The sequence below is a fragment of the Chitinophaga silvisoli genome (genome assembly GCF_003412465.1).
Lineage (GTDB): Bacteria > Bacteroidota > Bacteroidia > Chitinophagales > Chitinophagaceae > Chitinophaga > Chitinophaga silvisoli.
Map to the genome: position 1 here is coordinate 358,474 of NZ_QTJV01000009.1, position 24,458 is coordinate 382,931.

Annotated in this window: 20 protein-coding genes; 6 read left to right on the top strand and 14 right to left on the bottom strand. The window is 45.9% G+C overall.

Translation table 11 applies throughout. From position 1 onward, the window contains the following. The first annotated feature begins 11 nt into the window (after positions 1-11). The 3 genes from msrA (at position 12) to DXN04_RS23280 (ending at position 2,540) form a co-directional block, all read left to right on the top strand. Positions 12-668: a peptide-methionine (S)-S-oxide reductase MsrA gene (msrA, locus tag DXN04_RS23270; RefSeq protein WP_116855798.1), complete on the top strand. Its 657-nt coding sequence runs from the start codon at positions 12-14 to the stop codon at positions 666-668. Between the two features lie 114 nt (positions 669-782). Further along, a complete protein-coding gene (locus DXN04_RS23275; RefSeq protein WP_116855799.1) occupies positions 783-1,463 on the top strand; it encodes a hypothetical protein in 681 nt (226 codons plus the stop codon). Between the two features lie 27 nt (positions 1,464-1,490). After that, positions 1,491-2,540, top strand: a complete 1,050-nt coding sequence (locus DXN04_RS23280) for an SGNH/GDSL hydrolase family protein (RefSeq protein ID WP_199415117.1) — start codon at positions 1,491-1,493, stop codon at positions 2,538-2,540. 130 nt (positions 2,541-2,670) lie between these two features. Here the strand turns inward: DXN04_RS23280 and DXN04_RS23285 are convergent, their stop codons facing one another. Beyond that, entirely contained in the window at positions 2,671-2,892 is a 222-nt protein-coding gene (locus tag DXN04_RS23285; RefSeq protein WP_116855800.1) for a hypothetical protein, read from the bottom strand. A gap of 92 nt (positions 2,893-2,984) precedes the next feature. On the opposite strand from DXN04_RS23285, the gene DXN04_RS23290 reads away from it, so the two are divergent. Further along, positions 2,985-3,404 carry a hypothetical protein gene (locus DXN04_RS23290; RefSeq protein WP_233525668.1) on the top strand — a complete coding sequence of 140 codons (420 nt, stop codon included), beginning with the start codon at positions 2,985-2,987 and terminating at the stop codon, positions 3,402-3,404. Positions 3,405-3,492: 88 nt separating this feature from the next. Here the strand turns inward: DXN04_RS23290 and DXN04_RS23295 are convergent, their stop codons facing one another. From DXN04_RS23295 to DXN04_RS23345, 11 genes are all read right to left on the bottom strand, one after another. Continuing rightward, positions 3,493-4,518 carry a family 43 glycosylhydrolase gene (locus DXN04_RS23295; RefSeq protein ID WP_116855801.1) on the bottom strand — a complete coding sequence of 342 codons (1,026 nt, stop codon included), beginning with the start codon at positions 4,516-4,518 and terminating at the stop codon, positions 3,493-3,495. A gap of 66 nt (positions 4,519-4,584) precedes the next feature. Next, positions 4,585-6,087 carry a SusD/RagB family nutrient-binding outer membrane lipoprotein gene (locus DXN04_RS23300; protein ID WP_116855802.1) on the bottom strand — a complete coding sequence of 501 codons (1,503 nt, stop codon included), beginning with the start codon at positions 6,085-6,087 and terminating at the stop codon, positions 4,585-4,587. A 3-nt stretch (positions 6,088-6,090) separates the two neighbouring features. Then, positions 6,091-9,246, bottom strand: a complete 3,156-nt coding sequence (locus DXN04_RS23305; protein WP_116855803.1) for a SusC/RagA family TonB-linked outer membrane protein — start codon at positions 9,244-9,246, stop codon at positions 6,091-6,093. Between the two features lie 33 nt (positions 9,247-9,279). Continuing rightward, positions 9,280-10,275: a FecR family protein gene (locus DXN04_RS23310; RefSeq protein ID WP_116855804.1), complete on the bottom strand. Its 996-nt coding sequence runs from the start codon at positions 10,273-10,275 to the stop codon at positions 9,280-9,282. Positions 10,276-10,321: 46 nt separating this feature from the next. Next, the gene (locus tag DXN04_RS23315) at positions 10,322-10,879 is read right to left on the bottom strand and encodes a sigma-70 family RNA polymerase sigma factor (RefSeq protein WP_147320040.1); all 558 of its coding nucleotides are present in this window, start codon (positions 10,877-10,879) and stop codon (positions 10,322-10,324) included. Between the two features lie 189 nt (positions 10,880-11,068). Continuing rightward, positions 11,069-11,827: an ethanolamine ammonia-lyase subunit EutC gene (gene eutC / locus DXN04_RS23320; RefSeq protein ID WP_116855806.1), complete on the bottom strand. Its 759-nt coding sequence runs from the start codon at positions 11,825-11,827 to the stop codon at positions 11,069-11,071. Further along, complete coding sequence (locus DXN04_RS23325) at positions 11,824-13,194, bottom strand: ethanolamine ammonia-lyase subunit EutB (RefSeq protein ID WP_116855807.1); 1,371 nt, start codon at positions 13,192-13,194, stop codon at positions 11,824-11,826. The genes eutC and DXN04_RS23325 overlap by 4 nt, the downstream gene beginning before the upstream one ends. After that, entirely contained in the window at positions 13,191-14,507 is a 1,317-nt protein-coding gene (gene eat, locus DXN04_RS23330; RefSeq protein WP_116855808.1) for an ethanolamine permease, read from the bottom strand. Before eat ends, DXN04_RS23325 begins: the two co-directional genes overlap by 4 nt. Positions 14,508-14,635: 128 nt before the next feature. After that, positions 14,636-17,833, bottom strand: coding sequence for a S41 family peptidase (locus DXN04_RS23335; protein ID WP_116855809.1), 3,198 nt, complete (start codon positions 17,831-17,833; stop codon positions 14,636-14,638). An 88-nt stretch (positions 17,834-17,921) separates the two neighbouring features. Further along, positions 17,922-18,374 carry a GNAT family N-acetyltransferase gene (locus tag DXN04_RS23340; RefSeq protein WP_116855810.1) on the bottom strand — a complete coding sequence of 151 codons (453 nt, stop codon included), beginning with the start codon at positions 18,372-18,374 and terminating at the stop codon, positions 17,922-17,924. Further along, positions 18,346-19,806, bottom strand: a complete 1,461-nt coding sequence (locus tag DXN04_RS23345; RefSeq protein WP_116855811.1) for an amino acid permease — start codon at positions 19,804-19,806, stop codon at positions 18,346-18,348. The genes DXN04_RS23340 and DXN04_RS23345 overlap by 29 nt, the downstream gene beginning before the upstream one ends. Positions 19,807-20,155: 349 nt before the next feature. On the opposite strand from DXN04_RS23345, the gene DXN04_RS23350 reads away from it, so the two are divergent. Together DXN04_RS23350 and DXN04_RS23355 are read left to right on the top strand one after the other, a co-directional pair. Further along, positions 20,156-21,202: an AI-2E family transporter gene (locus DXN04_RS23350; protein ID WP_116855812.1), complete on the top strand. Its 1,047-nt coding sequence runs from the start codon at positions 20,156-20,158 to the stop codon at positions 21,200-21,202. 68 nt (positions 21,203-21,270) lie between these two features. Further along, complete coding sequence (locus DXN04_RS23355; RefSeq protein WP_116855813.1) at positions 21,271-21,765, top strand: DinB family protein; 495 nt, start codon at positions 21,271-21,273, stop codon at positions 21,763-21,765. A gap of 60 nt (positions 21,766-21,825) precedes the next feature. Here the strand turns inward: DXN04_RS23355 and DXN04_RS23360 are convergent, their stop codons facing one another. After that, complete coding sequence (locus DXN04_RS23360) at positions 21,826-22,362, bottom strand: DUF1877 family protein (protein ID WP_158569121.1); 537 nt, start codon at positions 22,360-22,362, stop codon at positions 21,826-21,828. Between the two features lie 165 nt (positions 22,363-22,527). Continuing rightward, positions 22,528-24,453, bottom strand: a complete 1,926-nt coding sequence (locus DXN04_RS23365) for an alpha-L-fucosidase (protein WP_116856017.1) — start codon at positions 24,451-24,453, stop codon at positions 22,528-22,530. Positions 24,454-24,458 lie beyond the last annotated feature (5 nt).

A 24,458-nucleotide genomic window follows, 5' to 3' on the forward strand; every position in this document is an offset into this window, starting at 1 on the left:
ACGATAAAAACATGCGAAGATACTCATTATTAAGCTGTTTGCTTGCAATAACCTTTGTAGCCTGTGCCCAGAGCAAACAATCGAAAGAAAAAGTTCCAGGAGATCTCTCAGTTCCCAAAAACGCAAAAGTCGAAACTGCGACCTTTGGCGGTGGCTGTTTCTGGTGTACGGAAGCACAGTTCCAGTACCTGGATGGGGTGTTGAAAGTAGAGTCAGGTTTTTCCGGTGGTACCGTGGCCAACCCCAGTTATGAGGAGGTATGTACAGGCACTACAGGCCATGCCGAGGTGATCCAGGTAACTTATGACCCGGCCAAAGTTTCTTACGAAGAATTACTGCAGGCTTTCTGGACTGCCCACGACCCCACCCAACTGAACAGGCAGGGGAATGATGTCGGCACCCAATACCGGTCCGTGATCTTCTACCACAATGAAGATCAGCACAAACTGGCCCAGGAGTATAAAGAGAAACTGGATAAGTCAGGGGCATATGATAAGCCGGTGGTCACCGAGATAGCACCGTTTACAAAGTTCTACAAAGCGGAGGATTATCACCAGGATTATTATAAGGAGAATGGTTCCCAGCCTTATTGTCACTTTGTAATAGCACCCAAACTGGAGAAATTTAAGAAGGTTTTCAAGGATAAACTCAAACCTGGTTCTAACTGATTGCAGAAAAACGCTTTGTCATGATGACAAAGCGTTTTTTGTTAACAGGAAAAATTTTAATTATACATATTAAAAAATTTATTATATTGCTATAGTACAATCCCAACCTATGCTATGAATCACGTTACTACTCAATCCCTGTTCACACTGATCCGCCGCGATGCTGTTTTAATTTCATTTCTGGAAACCGGTACCATATCCAAAGGAGAACGATTCCTGAACGATCCCAGATACAATGAACCAGCATTACTCCAAATCATCGCCCCTCATTTTGAACCTGTCTTTACTGCTGCAGTGATTACCGCCCTGCAAATGAAGGATACCCAAATGATGCGGGACCTGATGGCGAATCCGCTCCTGCTCGACGATTGTCACCAATCCAGGAGCTACACGGCCATCCTGCAATTCCTGAATGAACGGGAAAGCCAGTTACTCTCCGTAAGACACCAATTGCAGCTGGCACAACCTGTTGATGCCCTGGCATTGGAAGCCACGGCAGACATCGTGTATATCTGCCTGCTCAATTTACTCCCGGATGAATTCCATTCTTTCCGCACAGAATATTGTAAAGAGGTGATAAAGACCGCCCGCATACTGGCGAAGAAACATCATAAGATGGCCATTATTATGCTTTCCAATATCCTGGAACTGAAATGTGATATTCCTTCACACCTGCAGGCGGAAAAACTTTACAATGAATTACAGGCAGAAATACCTGAACTGAGCAGACAAATTCCCGCCGCACGTACCTCCATCTGGGTGGCTATCGGTAGCCTATATTCTAAGTTATTTTAGTATTTTTCGCAGAGATTTACTGCTGCTATGATAAACCGTATTTTATTTTCGCTGCTTCTTCTATGCAGCCTGCAAACCTTTGCCCAGGAGACAATTGACTTCAGAGCCAATCACCCTTATATCCAATACACCGGTAGATTTGTAAAGCCCAGTTTTGTGAGATATCGCTTCTGGCAACCGGGCGTTTATATCCGCGCAAAATTCAACGGTACTTATTGTAATATCATCATTGAAGACGAGGAAAGATATAACCAGCACAATTACCTGGCTATCCAGATTGATGACCAACCGCCCAGACGAATTGAGACAAAAAGTGCCCACAATGTGATCCAGGCCGCAGTCAACCTGCCCGAGGGCGACCACATGATCACTATCTGTAAGAATACAGAAGCGGGCATTGGCTACCTGGATTTTCTCGGATTTCAGTGTAAAAAGTTATTGCCAATTACTTCTACCCCTTCACGGAGACTTGAATTTATTGGTAATTCTATCACCTGCGGAACGGGTAGTGACCAGTCTTCATTTCCTTGCGGACAGGGACAATGGTATGATCAGCACAATGCTTACATGAGTTATGGTCCGCTGACAGCCCGTAGCCTGGATGCACAGTGGATGCTGTCTTCCGTATCAGGCATCGGGTTGATTCACAGCTGCTGCGATATGAAAATTACCATGCCCCAGGTCTTTGATAAGATCAATATGCGGGATGATTCATTGAAATGGGATTTCCAGAAATATCAGCCACATGTTTTGACAATTTGCCTGGGCCAGAATGACGGCAGCCAGGATGCAGCTACGTTTTGCAACGCCTACGTTAAGTTTATCCGCACACTGAGAGGATACTATCCGAATACAAGCATCGTATTGCTGAGTAGCCCCATGGCTGATGCAGACCTGAGTGCAGTTTTAAAAACCTATATCAAAAAAGTAGTAGCCAGCTGCGGAGATAAGAATGTGTCTTATTTTTTCTTTTCAAAAAGATATCATGGCGGCTGTGGCGATCATCCTACATTGGAGGAACATAAGCTGATTGCCGGGGAACTGACTGCTTACATCAAAAAATTAAAAGGATGGTAAAAAAATAATAAAGGCAGGCTATGCGGGAATAATACTATTTTATTTGACCTGTATAAATGTACAAAGGTCACTTCGAGGTCGCTTAGACCTTGAAATGACCTTTTAGAAATACGTGTTACTATTTGAATGACTAAGCCATATGCTCCTGAATCATATGATTCATCTTCTTATGGGTTTTACGCAAATGTTTTTTTGCAAACCGACGACCTTCGTCTACCTTGTTACCTAGCTCCCCGGCTGATTCATTCAGATTATCCAGCAATTGTTCTGCACGGCTTCTGTTAGTCAGATAAAGGATTACTCCTGCTGCTGCTGCACCTACGATAGAGGCTGCTATTAATGCCTTTTTCATATCTCAACTTTTTTGGTTCCCTACAGATAATACAAGAGTTATACCAATTGATGCCAGATTATTTATTTTTGCGTCTTCAATCAAAATCAAAAATGCCTGAAACCACCCTTACACAGGAAAAGAATCCTGTCTATAGCATTCCCCTAAAATACCGGAAGATGGAGAACTTACATATCGTATTCTGGTTGCTCAAAGATATCAGCTGGTGCATGGTATGGCCACTGCTGGGGATTATCATGATTTTTCCTACCCTGATCATTTCTATTGTGATTGCATGGCGTACACGGCAGTTTATGTCAGAGCTGTGCCATAACCTGGCAATTACGGTTTGGATTGCGGCCAACTCCTATTGGATGATCAGTGAGTTTATGCATTTTGATACAGAGATCCTCTTTGGCAGTATTACTTACAAGCACCTGGCCCTGATCCCTTTCCTTACGGGGGTACTCATCCTGGCTTACTATTATTTTTATCATAAGCCAAAACATCCGGAAGAGCAGGAGACGATGTGATGAACCTAAAAGTTGTATCAATTTAGTATTCAAGAAAAAAATCCCTCTCCATCAGGAATCCGGATTAAGTCGCGGAGATTTTACATGCTTACCTGGCAGGAAGATAGAAATCAAATGGCGCATCTCTGTCACAGGTAAGCGTACCATTTTCAAATTTTAGTTCCGCTACTTCAATACTTGAACGTCGGATGGAATAAGGTTGAATGCCGTCTTCATTCACAGGACTCTCGCTATGTACCTTTCTGCCCGGGTGAGTAAAGTAGATTACATATGCCTGATCTCCTGTCACTACCACATCACCATGTGCGCCGGTAGGTGTATCGTCTTTGCGCTTTCCGGGAACATCCAGGATCAATCCCTGCCTGGTCCAGGTATTCAGGTCGTCGGAGCGGTATACACGCATACCATGCCATTCGTCTGTGACCATCCAGTAGTAGTCTTTAAAGCGGAACACTTTAGGACCCTCATGGCCATTGCCGCCGATGGCAGGCGTTGTAGTGGTGTAGGTCCATTTATTGAGATCCTTGCTGCTGGCCATCATGGTATGAGAGCCATGATCTTCATCTTTGTACCAGATGCGCCAGGTTTTGTCAGGAAGCTGGTACAAAGTAGGATCAATTACTTTTTCTGAGGTGAGCTGGGGGAATCCTTCAAACTTCCAGTCCCACATATCTTTGCTGGTATAGTGTGCAATGCGGGCATGTCCTCCCCAATTGCTGCGAACGCCCTGAATGTAGGCAACGAACATGTGGTAGCTACCGTTGTAGTATACGACATCGGGTGCCCAGAAGGTGTTTTCACCCTTTTCGAATTCAAGGTTTAATGCGCCCCTGTAGACCCAGGTATGACCATTGTCTTTTGATTCAGCAATGCCGATTTTGCTGCCATAGCAGTAGGCGACGTTTTCAGCATCTACACTGGCACGGCGCTGGGTATAAAGCATCCACCAGGCTTTTTCTTTGTCATTCCAGATGAGGGTGGGATCTGCTGCGCCATCGAAGATGGGATCACGGTAAAGAGGTGCCGGTGCCTGGTGTACAGGTTTTGATTGGGCCTTGCAGCCAATGAGAGGAAGACCTGTGGCAAGGAGTAAGGTGATATAAAGTTTATACATAGTGGAATGCATGATTATAAGTGTGCGAATTACAAATAATTCGGGAGATATTAAAATGAATACCGCCTATTTGTTCCACCATACCGGCTGCATCCAGTCATTGCTCCCTCCTATCCTGGCTATCGCGGCCTGATAATTTACCGGATTTGACAATGCCTCTGTAGCCGGATAAAATAATCTCTTTGGCAAATGCCCACCTGTTTCTGATTCTCCATCCACATCTAGCACCGGATTCAATTCCGGGTATCCCGTTCTCCGCATATTCGCATATGCCTCATAAGCATTCGGAAATAAAGCCACCCATTTCTGCATACTGATCGCTTCAATAGCATGATCAGCAGGTAATGTATGTGCTGCTACAAAACTATCAATCTCATCAGCTGGCAAAGGCAGCATACCCGGATACATTTCCAGCTGATGCATTGCCGCTCTCAATCCCGCCTGGTAATGGCTATTCGCATCCTCTCCAATCCATCCTCTTACCGCAGCTTCTGCCAGTAACAATTCTACTTCTGCATATCCCAGATGCAACCATGATCCTCCCTGCTGATAGAAAGGCGCATTAATGTGACAATATTTATTGGCCTGCCCTACCACTTCCCCGTTTTCACCTACAAAATCCTTCCAGTCCTCCCACCAGTACAAACCCGGTTGAATGGGCAAATAATTGGTTACACTGTCCGTATTCACGAAAAACATTCCCAGTCGGGGATCATTCTCAGCCTTAAGATAATTAACAAAGGTCGTAGTGCCGATTGTATACTTATAAGCCGCCTCCTCCTGCAATGCCTGTGCATAACCATTCCCCCGCAGATCAGGATAGCTGTAATCTTCATGAATCATCCGAAAATTATCATCATTACTTTGCATCACGCCTCCATTATAAGCTGCAGCCACCTGTGCTCTTGCTAATTCAGGATCAGCAGCAGATAAGCGCATCGCCAGACGCAATTGAAGCGAACGGGCCATGCGCTTCCACTTAGTAAGATTCCCATTGTATACAATATCATTGGTGATGACCGGCTGCCTGTCATCAAACTGATCGATGGCTGCTTCTAATTCAATAAAAAAATCTTTGTAAATAGCCGCCTGTTCATCATATAGCGGGGTATAAATTTTATCATAATAAGCCAGCCCTGCCTGAAAATAAGGAATGTCACCATATGCATCCGTCAGCAATGAAAAAATATAGACTTTCAGGATCCTTGCCGCCGCTACATAATTTACCTGTGTACTATCATCCTGATGCTGCTTTAGTAAATCTGCCAGTTGCTTAATGCACTTGCCATAATAATTGGACCACATCAATCCGTTATAAAATTCATCTCTCACGTATTTTCCTCCTGTCCGCATACCATATGTACCACCTACATATTGCACCATCGGCTGAAAAATATATAGATTAGGATAGCCCATTTCCCTGCCCCCATCCAGCAGATAAGCTGCCGCGGTCAGTTGCTCTCCTGCCGCAATGGTGCTACCGTTTACAGGGTCTGTATTAATAACTCCAAAGTTCGTTGTACAACCACTACTCAATATGATGACCAGGCAATAATTGTAAAATTTCATGTCTTAAAATTTTGCATGCAGGGTGAAACCATAGGAACGACGGGTAGGCAATGATCCATATTCAAAGCCCTGTCCGTCTCCATTATTATAACTGGATTCGGGATCTATATTCGGTACATGTTTGCTTAATGTCAGCAGGTTGCGGGCGATCACAGACGCAGATACATTTTTCAATATCTTATACCCCAGCGTAAGTTCACGGATCTTGACCATACTGGCATCGTACATGAACGGCTCCGGGATATTCTCCGTCACCCTCGTCCAGTAAGTTTCAGGATTTACATATCCTTCCACTTCCTGGTATTGGGGCCTGTTTTGGCCGACGATCTTTACTCCTTTGATGTGTAGTCCGCCGGTAGGTACCCAGTCTGCAGACGACACACCTGCTGCCACTCTTTCACGCTCCGACCTTGCCCAGCCTTCACGCCCTTCCAGCGTTCCTTTTTGCTGCCCATTCTGATATGCCAGTAAGTTGGTCATAGAAAAGATTTTACCACCCTGCCTGATGTCCAGTAATACAGCGCAGGACCATCTGCGGTAAGTAAATGAGTTTGTGATGCCTCCTATCCAGTTGTATTGTGCATTACCTAAGTTGTAATCAGCAGAAGTATATTGTGGTAAATAATTATTATCCAGGATCAGTCTTCCTTTATTATCCCGAAGGAACTTCCTGCCGGTGATCATGCCATATGCCGCACCTGCTTTTGCTATGATACTGGCATTGCCCCAGCGGGCAGCAGCAAGGGTATAATAATCGGAAACCAGTGAGCTGAGTGAAATGATCTTATTCCTGTTCTGCGCAAAATTTACATTCACCTGCCAGGTGAAATCCTTATTACATACAGGCCTGGTACCCAATGCAATTTCCAGTCCTTCATTGGAAACATTGCCTGAGTTTATTACCGCACTTGTATAACCGCTCGTTGGTGAGATCGGCGCATTCAGGATCTGGTTACGTGTGTTGGAATGATACCAGGTCAGGTCTAATTGAATACGGTTATTAAAAAACACGAGGTTTAATCCTGTTTCATAAGAACGCGTAAGACTAGGCTTCAGATTTTCATAAGGTACCTTGTCCGTAGCTACTCCTCCAATGAGATACCCACCCACACTGGGTATATTCGGATTGGCGGCATAAGTCAGTGCCGTCTGATAAGGGGCAACAGCATCTGTACCTGTCTGCGCAATGCTGGCCCTCAGTTTTCCAAATGACAGGATGCTGCGGGAAGGCAGTAATGAAGAAAAGACAAAACTGGCCGAAGCAGAAGGGTAAAAATATGCATTGTGCCCTGCGGATAATGTAGAAGACCAGTCATTGCGCCCAGTAAGGTCCAGGTATAGAAAATCATCATAGCCCAATGTGACCGCAGCATACACCGAGTTGATCCGCTTTCTGTACAATTGATGACTGCCCAGTTGTGTCTTAAAGTTACTATAGTCTTTGCCCCCTCTTATTATCATCTCCCTGCCTGTTGCATTGCGCACATCTTCCTTGTAATCCATTCTATTAGTACCTGCATTTACCTCCAGCGAAACCTTATTCCATTGTTTATGATAATTCACTAAAAGGTCCGAGTTGGTTTCCTGCAAGTTCCGGTGCAGCAGCACGATACCACCCGTGGTATAATAGGGCGTGGAATACTGCATAAACTCAGTAAAATTAAAACGGGAATAATCAGTACCTGTACGCCCCTGAATATATAATCCGGGCCACAATTCGTATTTCAATAACAGGAACCCGTTAAAGCGGCGTTGCGTGCTATTATTAGGTTGTTCATGGATAGCCCAGTAGGGATTTACCTGGTAGGCATTGTTATTCCAGTTGATATAATCGCCACTCACAGGATCTTTATAAGCCTTTAACCAGTTGATATCAATATTAGGAGCAATCCCACTCAATACATATCCGATATTATTAGGATTGTCAGAAAGTGCAGGGCGGTTAAATACATCTTCTGAAAGATAAGTACCCTTTGCATCCAGGGTGAATTTTGAAGAGAGTCTTGCAGTACCTCTCAGCGATAGGTGGTTTCGGTTTAGCTTACTGAGCGGGATAATATCGTTTTCTCTCACATTGGTATAAGCAGCACGTAACTGAGCCTTCTCACTGCCTGTAGACAATGCAATTGAATTAGCCAGGGTCAGTCCTTTACGAAAGAATTTACTGATCGCATGACTGGCATTTACATAAGGCAGCTTCCTCCCGTCCCAGATGACGACGCTGCTATCCTTATTCATTTTAGGCCCCCAGCTTTCCTGTGCATCTACCCTGGCGGTGGAAATATCTTTTGGTAATAAGCCATCCTGCCCGCTTCCGTATTCATGCTGAAAGTCGTAATTGTCATTCAGGCTTTCCACCAGCACATTCGAAGTATATTCCACTGAAAAACCCTTTGCACCTTTTTTGGTGGTGATAAGCATGACACCATTTGCAGCACGGCTACCATACAATGCAGAAGCAGATCCGCCTTTTAAAATGGAGATGCTGGCTATCTCTTCGGGATTGATGATGGAACTACCATCACCCAGATCATAGCCTCCATATTTATCCGCCTGGCCAGGCGATGAATTATTAATGGGAATGCCATCTATTACAAACATAGGCGAATTATCTCCTCCAATGATTTTCAAACCTCTCAGGGTAACTTTTGTAGCCCCTCCTACACCGCTGTTGACCGGGCTGATATTCAATCCGCTTACTTTTCCTGCCAGGGCATTTACGGGATTGGTCGTAAAGGTTTGCGGCCCCAGGTCAGCATAGGCGTAGCCTAAAGAGCGTTGTTGCCTGCTGATGCCCAATGCCGTCACTACTACCGGATTGATGTCAATAACCCGGGGTGGCATTACGGGTATTGGAGTCCCCTTTTTAAGGATGATAATCTGCTTGCCTATAGTTCGTAGTTCGTAGAGAGAAGAAGGGAAAATAACGCCTAAAATCGTTGGCAAAGACACATTATCCCAGTGTATTGTGATCCGTTCATCCACATCGATGACTTCATTCCTGTAAGCAAATAATACCCCTGCCTGTTTTTCGATGAGATGGAGTACGGAGATGATGGGTTCATTTACTACATGAATAGTTAGTTTGTCCTGCGCTTCCACGCAGTGGCACACGAGGAGGAAGAGGGTGAGTAAACAGCAAATGGCTTTGGTTTTCATAATAGGTGTAACAGTGATCAGTAGGGCTGACCGCTATTGCTCCAATATCGCATTGAGTACCTGCTGTACTTCACTCGCTGACATGTTTTGGAAGTTGGCTGTGATTTTTTTCTTCCTGAATGTGCTGTCTGGCAATGTAATGTTCACCTGGTAATACTCAGACAATGCAGTCGCCACTGTACCGGCTTCTTCGTTGGTAAAGGACAGTCTGGGCTGAAGTAGCTTACCGGCCCCCGACACCTGGGCGGCAAGGCCTTTGGTCAGGATGAGGGTATCAGTGTGGGTAGTAAGGCGGACTTTACCATACTCCACAACTACTTCTTCTGTTGTGCCACTGACATTTACATTAAATGAGGTACCGAGTACTGTGACCGTGGAGCGTGGCAGCTGTACAATAAATGTACGCTTTTCATCCGGTGAAATTGAAAAATATGCTTCGCCCTGAGTAAGGGAGACGCGGCGCTGCAGGAATGATGGATCATATTCCAGGATGGTACCTGGCTGGAGCCGGATGGTAGAACCATCGGGCAGTGTGATTGTTTTTATGCCATTTGCCTGAATTGTAATAGGTTGTAGGGTAGAATGCCAGATGAAATAGCTGGCGATGAGAAACAGGGGCAGACAAGCGGCAGCCATCCATTTGTATCTTATCAAAGCAGTCTTCCCTTTGTCCGGGTGTAAAACGGTTTCTTTCCCGGCCGGATTTGTCAATTCTCCTTCTGCTCCCAAAAATGGAGCAGTAACGCCGGGTGCTTCTTCCCGTGTACTGCTCGCAATTTCCCTCTTTAATTCAACAACGTGAGCTGATGGGTCAGAAATTTCCCGGGACAGGGCCTGCCATCCCTCCTCCATATTAAATGGTGCCGGAGGCATGTTGGCTGCTGCATCCCATACCTGCTTCAGTTCAGCATAAAGCGTACGGTTTGCGGCAGATTGCTGTAGCCATTGCCCCAGTGCGGCCTGTTTCTCTGTGTTTGCAGGGTCTGACAGGCAGTCGATTATAAATTCCCTTGTATCATCAACACTCATGATTGTATATTAATTAAGACAATTCAGGAAGGAGGTACTTTGATTGTTACTGATCTTTTTTTTCACCCAGCAGGTGGAGGCGAAGGTATTTTAGTGCGACCGAGAGCTGAAAGTACACAGTATTGAGTGTAATGTTCAGTTTTTCAGCGATTTCTAAAGGTTCCAGGCCATGTACCCTGCTGAGCAGGAAGATCTCTTTACAACGGGGAGCAAGGCCCTGGACGAGTTGCAATATCTCTTTTTGTAACAGGATATAGTCAGCAGTTTCGTACAGCGAGGCAGGATCGGCCTGCCATTGCAGGATGTCTTCACTGATATGCTTTGACTGACGTTTTAACTCGTTGATTGCCCGGTTGGTAACGGCACGAAAAAGGTAGTGGCGTACATTGCCGGTGATGGTGAGGGTGCTGCCTTTTTCCCAGAGATGTACAAAGAGATTGTGTACGAGGTCTTTGGCTAAGGATTCATCTTTTACCCATCGGTAGGCAAGCAGGAAAAGGTCTTCACTGTAAGTGAGATAGAGCTGCTTAAAGACTTCCATGTTCCGGTCGCGGAGGCCTTCAGTTGCGGTTTCGGCAGAGATTTCAGTTCCGTACCAGGTCATTTTGATTGTGTCTGGCGGGTAAAATATTAATATTTTTTGATAAAATACAATTGGCAGGCGATTTTGAGAAATAGCCTGCGGCAGCAAGGAAAAATGGTTTTTATGCTAAAAAGAATTTCAACTATTGTGAACTGGCCTGCGGCAGCAGGAAAATCTACCTTTCTTAAATAAAATTTCTGCAACAATCATTCACTCCAACAATCCCGCATTATCCTTCAACCCCACTCCCGTCAACCGCAACCTCAGTGCCTCCTGTATCAGATACAAGATCTTCCGGCCCGCCGCCTCATATTGCAGCCCTTCCTGCCTGATATTCGAAATACAATTCCTCGCCTCATCTGTTGTACCGGGCTTCGCTCCATATGTAATATACGCCCCCATACTATCCGCCGCACTCAATCCCGGCCGCTCTCCTATCAGCATCAAAGTCACCTTCGCCTGCAGGATGTCGCCTACTTCATCGCCACTCGCCACCCTTCCCTGTTGCACCATACAAATTGGGGCTAAGGAAAGCCCCGCCCCTTTCAACAAAGGAATCAACACCTCCAGCAATGGCTGTGTATGCACATTCATGGCTGTAGCAGAAAGCCCATCTGCCAGTATAATAACCACATCTTTTTGCAAAAATGCTTCGTCAGCAGCCCTCAATGCTGTAATGCTCTCTGCATCCAGTTGCCTCCCCTTATCAGGCCGCTGCAAATACTCATAGCGATCTGCGGCCTTACTGTGCAACAATAAGACCGGCAAATAAAAGGAATGCAGTTGCTCCTGCAATGCGTTCACTGCCAGGGCAGAATACACCGCATCCCGCGCATGTGCATGCGCCAACCTGAAATTCAATACCTCCCGCAATGGAATGGCGGTCCCTGTTCTGCCCAATGCAATCCTCGCCGTTGTAAAAGCCTTCAGCGATGCCCAGGGATCCTGTTGTATCAGCTCCTGACTCATACGTATTTTAATAAGTGATGTGTGTTGCCTACCGGCAATAATCCCCCTTCCTGGTTCATAATCCCCTGCCGCTGCAACCACTGATCAAACTCAGGCGAAGGCTTTAATCCCAACACCTTCCTTGCATATAATGCATCATGAAAAGAAGTAGACTGATAATTCAACATAATATCATCCGCACCAGGCACGCCCATTATAAAATTCACACCCGCTACACCCAGTAATGTCAACAGGTTATCCATATCATCCTGGTCCGCCTCTGCATGATTTGTATAACAAATATCCACGCCCATCGGCAAGCCCAGAAGCTTCCCGCAAAAATGATCTTCCAATGCCGCCCGGATGATCTGCTTGCCATCAAACAAATATTCAGGCCCGATAAACCCCACCACTGTATTCACCAGCAAAGGTGAAAATTTACGCGCCACGGCATAGGCCCTCACTTCACATGTTTGCTGATCTACGCCGCCATGAGCATTTGCAGACAATGCACTCCCCTGCCCTGTTTCAAAGTACATCAGGTTATTCCCTACTGTACCACGCTGCAGCGATAAACCAGCCTCATATGCCTCCTGCAATAAAGATAGATTGATCCCGAAACTGCTATTTGTCTGCTCCGTTCCGCCTATGGACTGAAACACCAGATCTACCGGCGCACTTTGCATGATCTGCAATGCCGTCGTCACATGACAAAGCACACAGGATTGCGTCGGAATCTCAAATTGCTCCCGCAACTGATCCAGCATTTTTAACAGGGTGATCGTTGCCTGCGGACTATCTGTAGCCGGATTAATACCTATCACGGCATCCCCACTTCCATATAATAATCCATCTACAATACTGGCTGCAATCCCTTTGGGATCATCCGTATTATGATTAGGCTGCAGGCGCACTGAAAGATGCCCTTTCAAACCAATTGTATTTCTAAACCTGGTCACCACCTCACACTTCTTCGCTACACTGATCAGGTCCTGGTTCCGCATTAACTTCGAAACAGCAGCCACCATTTCCGGGCTTATACCGGGGGCTAATTGCTGTAAGGTTAACGTATCTGCCTGATCACTCAGCAGCCAGTCGCGAAACTGCCCCACCGTAAAATGACTCACTGGGGCAAATGCATGCACATCATGCGTATCAATGATTAATCGTGAGATCTCATCCTGCTCATAAGGAATCACCAGCTCCTGCAGGAAAGTCTTCAATGGCACATCAGCCAGTGCCATCTGCGCAGCCACCCTCTCCTCCGCACTATCCGCACATAGCCCTGCCAGCGCATCTCCGGAACGGAAAGGTGTCGCCCTCGCCAATAAGGTACGCAGATCACGAAACTCGTAAGTTCTATGCTGAAATGTATGCCGATAACTCATGAAACCAGGTTTATAACCGCCGAATGCTTATGCCTGCCCATCCCTATAAATATACCCAATGCTATCCCCAATCCTCCGAAAAAGATTAAACTTAACATTGGATACGTATAAATAATGGCAATGAGTGAAACCACCGAAAGGAACAAGGCGATTCCCGGAAACCAGGGGTAAAAAGGCGCTTTATAAGGCCGTTCAAGGCCCGGCTCCTTATCTCTCAGAATAAATAAACTGGTCATACTCAGGATATACATCACAATCGCCCCCATCACTGACAGGATCACCAACTGATCCGTCTTGCCCATATATAAGGCCAGCACCCCCAAAAGGCCACCTACTATCAAAGCGGTGACAGGCACTCTCCTACGTGGACTTAAGGTGGACATGAAGCCCGGTAAATATCCTGCCCTACCCAATGCAAACAACTGCCTGGAATAACTGATAATGATCCCGTTAAATGAAGCAATCAGCCCGAACAAACCAATTCCCGCAAAAAGCTTCGTGATCCCATTCTGCTTCCCTAAGACCACCCCAATTGCCTCCGGCAAAGGATAATCTATGGCCGAAAGGGATTTCCAGTCCGTGATCCCACCAGTGAACACCATCACCGCTATCGCCAGCAACATCAATGTAAGGATGGCCGAAATATAGCCTTTCGGAATATTGCGGTGCGGATCCTTCACTTCTTCCGCAACCATCGCAATCCCTTCTATACATACATATAACCAGATTGCAAAAGGCAATGCATTGAAGACGCCACTCCAGCCAAAAGGCATTGAATCATGCAGAAAATTGGCTGTTTTAAAAGATGGACCTACTATGCCCAGGTATATTAATAATTCCACTACTGCAAGTAAGGTAATGATCAATGAAAACAAGGCTGATTCCTTGATACCCAGGAGGTTCACAACCGTCAAAATGATATAGAAAGCCAGCCCGCTGCCCAATACCGGCAGGGACGGATGTAAAAAGTGCAGGTAATTACCCAGCGCCAGTGCAATAGCCGGCGTAGCGAGCAGGAACTCTACTGCCGTAGCATAGCCCGCTATCAGGCCCCCGATCGGACCCATAGCCCTGTGCGTATAAGTAAACGGCCCGCCAGCCTGCGGGATGGAGGTAGTCAGCTCCGTAAAACTGAAAATAAACGTAATATACAGCAGGGTAATGACCAGCGTAGCGATCAGAAAACCAATAGTACCGGCTACTCCCCAGCCATAATTCCATCCGAAGTACTCCCCGGATATGACAAGACCAACACCAATAGCCCATAAATGAATGGGCCTGATCACTTTTTTTAACGATTGTGAAGACGACATAACAGAACACTACCTTTTTTAGATGTAAAAAGAATGTTCCCAAATCCCTGAAGTGCGCTTAAGATACAAATAAAAAATGGGACCAGGTATAAGCCCGGCCCCATAATACTTAAATAAAAAAACGACGACTATTTAATTTCCTGCAGCATTTCCTTCACAGCCGCTTCCAGCTGGGCATCCCTGCCACTCATCTCTTCCTCATATCTCAATGGCACCCTGATATCAGGCTCTACCTGCAGGTTCTCGGTAGGACGGCCTTCTTTACCAATCGTAGCGATCATTGGAATACCAAAGATGATAGACTGATCAATCTGTCTTTCCCACCATACCGCAGTACCTGTACCGGCTACCGGCATACCTATCAGCTTGCCCAGGCCATTCTGTTTGTAGATGTATGGGAAGATGAAGGCATCACTGTAGTTACCTTCACTCATAATCACACAGCTGGGGCGTGTCCATCTGTCCGCCGGCTCAGCACCTTCTACCTTTTCCATTTGTGGTGCAAATTGCAGGTACGCCTTACCACTCAGGAAAGTATTCAGGTCATTGTGCAACCATCCGCCTCCATTGAAACGGGTATCCACGATCAGTGCCTGTTTACCCCTGTTCCGGCCCATAACTGCATCGTATACAGAACGGTAACTGGCATCATTCATCGCCTCCACATGCACATAACCAACTTTGCCATCACTCAGTTTATCTACCATTTTCTGCATGCGGGTCACCCAGCGCTTGTACATCAATGGATTTTCTTCACCGCTGGTAAATGGTATAACGGTTTCATCCCAACGCTGTTGCGTAGCAGGGTCATATACGCTTAACAATACATTATCTCCTGTCTTACGGTTCAGTAAGATCGCCCAGTCCGCATCAGGGGTCACGCTTTCCCCATCAATCTTTTCGATGATTACACCTTTCCTGATCTTACTCTTCGCCTTGTCTGAAGGACCACCCACCAGTACTTCATCTACTTTCAGACCATTGCCGGTGAAGGTTTCATCATACAGCAATCCCAGCGAAGCAGTAGCATCTCCCTCCGGTGCAGAAGGATAATAGCGGCCACCTGTATGAGATGCATTCAGTTCTCCCAGCAGTTCACTCAGGATCTCCTGGAAGTCGTAGTTATCACTGATATGTGGCAGGAAACGCGCATAGTTCTTTGCGTACATTTCCCAGTCTACATTATGCAGTTTAGGATCGTAAAATTTATCTTTTACTTCTTTCCATGCATGTTCATAGATATAAGCTCTTTCTGCAGCAGGGTTCCAGTTGAACTCAGTACTGATGCTGACAGGGGTAATTTTGCCGGAACCAGCATCCACTTTTACTACACTACCTTTGTTGCTTACAAAGAGCGTATTGCCATCCTTGCTCAATACGATATCGCCTGAAGAACCACCCAGCTTGGCCAGGATCTTCGTTTCCCCGGTACGTGGCTCTGTTACCCACAGGTCATAGCCTTTCTCGAAAGAAGCCATGTAATACAGTTTGCTGGCATCCTTGCTCAATACATAATCACCAATGCTGGCACTGTTGATTGTAAGCCTTACTTTCCTGTTCTCGAGGTTTTCGAAGTCTGGCTTGAAAGGCGATTTGGAAGAGGTATCTTTTTTGGTAGCTGCCGTATCATCTTTCAGCAGGTTGAATTCATCCTTAGATAATTTGAAACGATCGTAAGCCGCCTGATCCAGGAATACCGCGTAAATATCTTTTTCCTTGCTGCCTTGTTTCGCCAGTGAACGGCGGCCTGCAGCGTTACTCAGGTACAGGAGCATCTTGCCATCCGGGGAGAACTTACTGCTCTCTTCCCCAAATCCGCTCATCACAGGGAAAACTGTTTTGCCATTGCCATCGGCAGGGATGATGGCAGCATTGCTTACATCAAAATAACCCTGCTGATCTTCCGTCACAATATATTTACCATCAGGACTCCAGGCAAATTCCCAGTCCTCATCAGAATAAGAGTGGTTACGGCCTTTAGGCAGGATAGTGCGGCTCTTTTTGGCAGCCAGGTTATATACCTTCAGGATATTCCGGTCTTCCACATAAGCGATTTCTTTTCCATCAGGAGAAAATACAGGCTGGAATTCTACCGCAGCAGTCGCTACCAGGGGTTCTTCTTTTACCAGGGTCGCATTGAAGAAGTAATTCTCTTCCGGTCTTTCCAGCGTTGCTTTATACAGGTTCCAGTTACCATCACGCTCTGCACCATACACGAGGGTCTTGCCATCAGGTGACCAGCTCAGTCCACGTTCCTGTGTAGGCGTATTCGTAATGCGGCGGGTCATATTGTTTTCCACGCTGCTTACAAATACTTCACCTCTTGCAATGAAGGCCATCTGCTTACCATCCGGGCTCATTCTGAACTGGGTGATGTTGCCACTTACAGGCAGGTGTTTTACCACTGCTGCACGGCCATCATTCAGTACCTGGATAGCGAGTTTCTTAGGCTCCTTACCTTCCTGGTAAGTGTAGATTTCACCATTATAAGAGAAGCAAAGGGTATTATTATTTGCGATAGACAGATGACGTACAGGATGCTTGTCAAAATGAGTAAGCTGTTTCATTTCGCCCCTGGTGGTCAAAGAAGCTTTGAACAGGTTTTGTGAAATGCCTCCCTTCTCACTCAGGTAATACAGCTGGTCATTAGCGCCCAGTACTGGTTCCCTGTCCTCCCCTTCATAAGTAGAAAGTTGCTGATAAGATTTATTCTTTACATCGTACACCCAGATATCCCGGGTTACGCTGCTGGTATGGTGTTTACGCAAAGGGTCTTCATATCCTTTCCTGTCCTGGAATACGATCAGGTCTCCTTTGGCAGAATAGTGGGCATTGTCTGCCCCTGCTGAACTTACCAATATTGACCGGCCACCTGTAACGGGTACCGTATAGAGGTTGTTGAACAGCCTTACACTAAAGCGGATATCCGATGCAGGTGCATTGCGTGGGCTGCCAAATAAGACCTGTTTGTTGTCAGGTGTAAAATCGTAAGGATAATCAGGCGCACTGTTGTAAGTGAGGCGTACAGGGTTGCCACCTGTAGCCGGTATTACATAGACATCGAAGTTCCCGTTACGGTCACTGGCAAAAGCAATTTGCTTACCGTCGTGACTCCATACCGGCATCATGTCGTGTGCTTCGTGGATGGTGAGTGGTACGGCAATGCCCCCATTTACATCTACTTTGTAAATATCTCCTTTATACCCGAATGCAATGGTCTTTCCATCAGGGGAGATAGCGGGATAACGTAGCCATAGTGCATTTTCCTGGGCATGTGACGCGAAGGCCATGCAGCAGGCTGAAAAAGCAAGCAGTAATTTTTTCATATAAAATGGCGATTCAGATTGTTGTTTACACTTAAAGATAATAAATGAAACACTGTTGCCATTAAATAAAGGATAAAAGGTAACAGGCCTACAGCAAGGGTTTCTGCAGGCATACACTGTTCTCCATCTGCTCGTAGGGAGGGTAGTTGTCCATAAAGGTATACCCGGACTTTTGATAGAGGGCAATGGCTTCCGGCTGACGAATGCCGGTTTCCAATACGGCTCGTGTAAAACCCTGGGAGACCGCCCAGGTTTCCAGTTCTTTCAGTATAGCATAAGCAATGCCCTGGCCCCGGTGAGAAGGGTGTACGAACATGCGCTTTACTTCTATTGTATGGTCATCAAAAGGTCGAAAACAGGCACAACCTACCGGCAGGGCATCGACATATGCCACTACAACGGTAGGTATGTTTTTAACTTTATCGAGGACTTCATAATCCTGCTGGATCTCAGGATACCTTAACCACAGATCTTTGTCAAGGGCTATAATCAGTTCCTGGAAGACAGGATCATCACTGTTCGTTCTTTTGAGTAGTAGCATAAGCCCCTAATTTACTATTCTTTTTACCATATCCAAAGTATACGATAAAACCTAAGAGCAGCCATACGATAAGACGGATCCAGGTGTCCAGGGGCAGGGAAAACATCATGACCAGGCAGGTAATAATGCCCAGTATAGGTACTACCGGTACCCATGGGGTTTTGAAAGCACGGGGAATATCCGGTTGCTTTTTTCGCAGGATCAGGATGCCTAAGCATACCATCACAAATGCCAGCAATGTACCAATGCTGCACATCTCTCCTACTACTGAAATAGGTACCAGGCCTGCGAAAAGACTGATGAAGATACAGAGGACAATATTGGATTTGAATGGTGTGGCAAAACGCTTGTGCAGCTGGGAAAATACAGGTGGCAATAAACCATCTTTACTCATGGAATAGAATACCCTGGATTGCCCGAGGAGATCGACCAGGATCACGGAAGTATACCCTACGAGGATCGCCCCGATCACCGCCAGGAAAAGATTCTTATAAGGCGTATGTGCAATCGCTACTGCTACCGGTGCAGGGTTGTCTTTGAACTCTGTATAATGCGCCATTCCTGTCATCACATACCCAAACAATACAAAGAGAATCGTACATACGATGAGTGAACCTAAAATGCCGATTGGCATATTCTTCTTTGGATTGCGGGTTTCCTGCGCCATCGTGGCTACAATATCGAAACCAATAAATACAAAGAATACCACACCTGCTCCTCTCAGGATTCCACTCCAGCCAAAGGAACCAAATTCACCCGTGTTCGCAGGAATAAATGGTTTGTAATTTTCCGGCTGAATATACTTCCAGCCCAGTGCAATGAATACCAGTACCACACCTACTTTCAGGGCCACTACGATGGCGTTGAACAGGGCTGAACTTTTGGTACCGCGTATAATAATAGAAGTAATCGCTACTATAATCAATACCGCAGGCAGATTAATAAATCCATGAACGATACTATGATCGGCCAGTTTTATTTTTTCAAATGGTGAAGCCACCAGTTGAGGCGGAATATGAATATTATATGTACTGAGAAACTTAACAAGATAACGCGACCAGCTGATGGCTACAGTAGAGGCACCTACAGAATATTCCAGCACCAGGTCCCAGCCAATAATCCATGCCCATAGCTCTCCGAGCGTAGCATAAGCATAGGTGTAAGCACTGCCGGCTACAGGTACCATGCTGGCCATTTCGGCATAGCAGAGCGCGCTGAATGCACAACCCACTGCCGCTAAGATGAAGGAGAGAATAACTGCCGGCCCCGTGTTGTTCGCCGCAGCAATACCGGTGAGGGAAAAAAGCCCTGCACCAATGATAACGCCAATACCGATGGCAATGAGGTTGAGCCCTCCCAGACTACGTTTTAAAGTATTGCTGCCACTCTGGGCAGCTTCCTGTTGCAGGCTGGCTATTGATTTTCTTATCACAGGTATGATTTAGTTGTGGCTGCAAAGGTAAGATATTGCAATTACTCTACAAAACAACTAGACTTAAACCATCCCCTTACCTTATTTACCGTTTATAAAGTTTCCGCGTTCTTTAACATGGCATTAACTGATAAAAAATGTCTGAGTTGTAAATTCGCTGTACTAAAATTATTATTTCATAGGTATAGGGATATCAGACAGCTGCTCTTTTAAGGGTGGCTTTATTTTTTTTAAACCTTTCCCATTCATTACTGTTACATTAACAGTAAATCCCTTTATGAAATAAGGAGACTGCGGTGCGGCATACTTTGGCATTCATTATGTTCACTATATTCCAAAAGTTAATATTATGAAAAGCGTTAAACTGGCCTTCTATGCCCGCCTGGCCCTGATCTTACATGCGCTTATCCTGACGCTGCTACTGATGCATTTTGGAAAAACAGTCATTATTCCCCTGTTTTTTGCCCTGCTTATTTCCTTTGCTTTACTCCCTGTGTGCAGACAACTGGAACGGTGGGGCCTGCACCGTGGCCTCTCCGCCGCTATTTCAGTCATGCTTTTCGTAATCCTGATAGGTTCTTTTATAGATGTATTGAGTCACCAGGTGGTGAACTTTACCCATAATCTGCCCGAACTGCAAAAACGTTTTTCGGAAAGTCTGGTTGATGTGAGACAATGGCTGCTCAATACTTATCATATCGATTACCAGCAGCAAACTGACTACCTCAGAAAATCGACCAGTGGTCTGCAGTCTACAGCCATGAGTTCACTGGGTGCCACTTTCATTGGCGTAGCTGAAGTATTCATTCTCACCATCTTCTTCCTCATCTTTACCTTCTTCATGCTGTATCACCGCCGCCTGTTCAAGCGCTTTGTTACAGCCCTCTTTCCGCAGGAAGAAATGCCAAAGGTGGAAGAAGTACTGGCCAGTGCCCGCAAGATGATCAACAGGTACATTATAGGACTCCTCACGGAAATGTTTATACTGATTCTCTTATTGGTGTCCACACTGGCCATCCTGGGTATTAAATATGCCCTGCTGATCAGTGTAATGGCTGCACTGTTGAACGTAATACCCTATCTGGGTATCTATACTGCTATGACCATCAGTATGTTCATCACTTTTGCCAATGGAGAGCCTTCACAGGCAATGACAGTAGGTATTGTTTTCATAGTAGCACATTTCCTGGATGCAAATGTCATTCTGCCCCGTGTGGTAGGCGGCAATGTAAAGCTCAATCCATTGATTACCATCATTGCCGTGCTGACCGGCAAACTGGTTTGGGGTATTCCGGGCATGTTCCTGTTTATACCCCTGGCTGCCATTATCCGTATTATCAGTGAAAAAGTAGATTCCCTGCAACCATGGGCCATTCTCATGGGGGAGGAAAAATAATTCCGGGGCTACTGACATACTGTTGTCACCTGGCCATTCTTACTTTGTTATAACAAAACAAACCTAACATGAAAGAAACATCCACCACCCTGGCAACAGACACGTTTATGACCCCGGCTCAATTGCTGAAACACTGGCAATTGCACCGTAACCTGACACGCAAGATGATCAATACCTTCCCTGAGGATAAAATCTTTAGTTATTCGGTGGGTGGCATGCGCCCATTTGCTGAACTGGCAATGGAATTTATTGGCATGGCGGTACCAACCCTGACAGGCATTATCACGGAGAAATGGGAACAATTCAAGCATGAAGAAGCGCCCGCTACAAAGCAGGATCTCCTTGACCTTTGGGATGAGCAAACTGAAATCATTGACACCCTGTGGCCAAAGATTTCTGCTGAGAGATTTAACGACGTTGTGTTAGCCTTTGGACAGTGGGAAATGCCAGTGTACCTGCTGGTATTGTATGTAGTTGACAATGAAATACACCATCGCGGACAAGGGTATGTATACCTGCGTTCACTCGGAATTGAGCCGCCTGCTTTCTGGGACAGGGAATAACATATTGTGCCCCATTCTAAAATCTGATGAAAAGCTCCTGCTGCATGGCAGGGGCTTTTTTTAGTCTACAAGGCTAACGATATAAGCACCCTGCTCTTTCGCTTTTTCATAGATAGCTTTCAGCGCCAGCAGTTCTGTAGCCATATGCTGCGCATTGAAGGTCGCACCTTCTCTTTCATCGTCAGTCCATACCTGGCCGGGTTCAATGTCATGCTCATTCAGCTCTGTATGGTCAAACAATGCAATAATGTTTCCCGGTTCGATGGATGACAGCAGATCTGCTATCTCTGATACGGTAGCCGGATCATTGAAATACAAAGGTTGCTTGTCAAAATCAAAATCATCAGGAAGCGTATCGATATCGATGTTTTCGAAGTCGATCTCCTCTCCTATATAAGCCTCCGGGTAAAAGATCTGTCTTACAATGGAAATATCTTCTGGTCTGCTACCCTTGGTAATCAGAAATAGTAAACCCTCGAAGGATTTCTCAAAAGTTGTTTTTTCAGCGGCGATGTTGGCCACCGGATATTCAGGATTGTCTCCAATTTTGGAAAATTCGTTCCTGTCCACGAGAAATAGTGTAGCACTTTGTCCCATAAGAGCGTTTAAGGATTCCGCAAATTTATTTGAAGATATTAACATCTGCCAAAAAAAGCAAAAAGGATATTTAAGTGGGGTAAAGAACAAGCCCCAACACTCCTGCATCTGTCAGAAGCGTTGGGGCTTGAAAGGCAGGCCTGCGGCCGGCCAAAAGCATTCATTTTATTTTATAATGCCCACTTCAGCGATGCCCACATACTGCTTGCCATCCTTAGCAGGCAACACATGCAGCGGCTCAAACCTGAAATATCTTGCATTTACCGGCTTGTCCAGGTCTATACGCTGCTCAATCGGGTTCGCCTTGATATTTGAAAACTCACCCTCTTTCTGAAGTGTCCAGGTCTTACCATCATCACTGGTATAGATCTTATATTTGTCTACCAGGCCCTTATCTTTCACTGGCACATAGTTGAAGCCTGCGATCCTGGCAGGAAACTGCATATCCACGATCACTCCCTTAGGAGCTGTTTTCTTAAAAGTACCCATATCCATCTGTACAGCACTGGCTGCATCCCCGTCAATAGCTGCAGAGAATTTAGTATTGTGTGCTTTCCACTGGGCCTTGTCTACGATCAGATCCTGCCTGGTTGTTGCTGCCTTTGCTGCCGGTGCCTTAAACAGGGCGACATCACTGAGACAGATACTCGCAGCACCCTTTGTAATACGGATCCTTACCTTGTCGGTAGTCACCATCCGATCACTACGGATCAGGCGGGAGTAGCCAATAGCGGTACCTTTCTTCAGTTCTGTCCACTGACCATTCTCCCACACATCTACAGCCCAGTCGTCAATACGCTGACCCAGTTTTATATTTTCGCGAAGACGGATCACATTGAAGGTTTTGCTGCCTGCCAGGTTCAATACCAGCTCACCGGTATTTACTCCGTCTTTTGTACCCCAATAAGTATATGGATCATTGTCCAGTACATTCTCAGCAGCATATGCCTTATCCTCACTTCTTACATCGCTGGCCTGCACAGTTGCGCCTGCTGCGTAGTTTACACTGTACATCTGCCTGATGATATCGCCGAAGCCTTTCAGGGAAGCCAGGTCAATTTCGTTTACCAGCCCCCGTTGATCAGGCGGTATGTTCAGCAACATGGTGGTACCATGGCCTACGGATGCAAAGTAATGGTTCAGGAGATCCTCAGGCGTTTTTACTTTGTTATCTTCAGTTGCATGGTAGAACCATCCCGGACGAATAGAGAAATTTGTTTCTGCGGGCATCCATTGTTTACCATTGCGGGTGCCATTCAACCCCAGTTCATATAATACCTGTCCGGGTGCTGCAACAGCTGAATCTTTATCACCAATTGGGGTGTAAGTAGCCCAGCAGGGATCGCCGGAGAAACCTGTCTCAGTTCCTACCCAACGTACATCAGGCCCGACATCACTCATAATGACAGCATTTGGCTGCAATTGTTTTTCCAGTCCCCAGGTTTCAGGCCAGTTATAGTAAGTATAACGGTCAATTTTTACTTCTTTGCGTGCACCGCCATAATAGCCATCGCCACCATTCGCACCATCATGCCAGATTTCGAATACCGGGCCGTAGTTGGTCAGCAATTCTTTCATCTGCTCGCGGTAGATGCGTACATAATCCTGTGTACCATAGGCAGCATTATTTCTATCCCATGGAGACAGGTATACGCCAAATTTAATTCCCTGTTTCTTACAGGCATCAGCAAATTCTTTTACCATATCGCCCTGGCCATTTTTCCATGGGCTCTTTGAAATGTTGTGGAAAGTGGTCCTGGTAGGCCAGAGACAGAAACCATCGTGGTGTTTACAGGTCAGGATCAAACCCGTTAAACCTGCTGCTTTGATCCCCGATACGATTTGATCTGCATTAAAATTGGTAGGATTAAAGATCTTCTCATCCTCATCGCCATAACCCCATTCCTTGTTCGTGAAGGTATTGACAGTGAAATGCACAAAAGCGTACATATCCATGGCCTGCCATTCTACCTGTGGTGCGGAAGGCAATACGCCGTATGGTGCGGGTGCACTTACCTGTGCATTGCTACAGCTGGCCCCCATCATCAGCATGGCTAATGCCAGTCCGGTGCTGCCGATAAATTTCTTCATGTAGT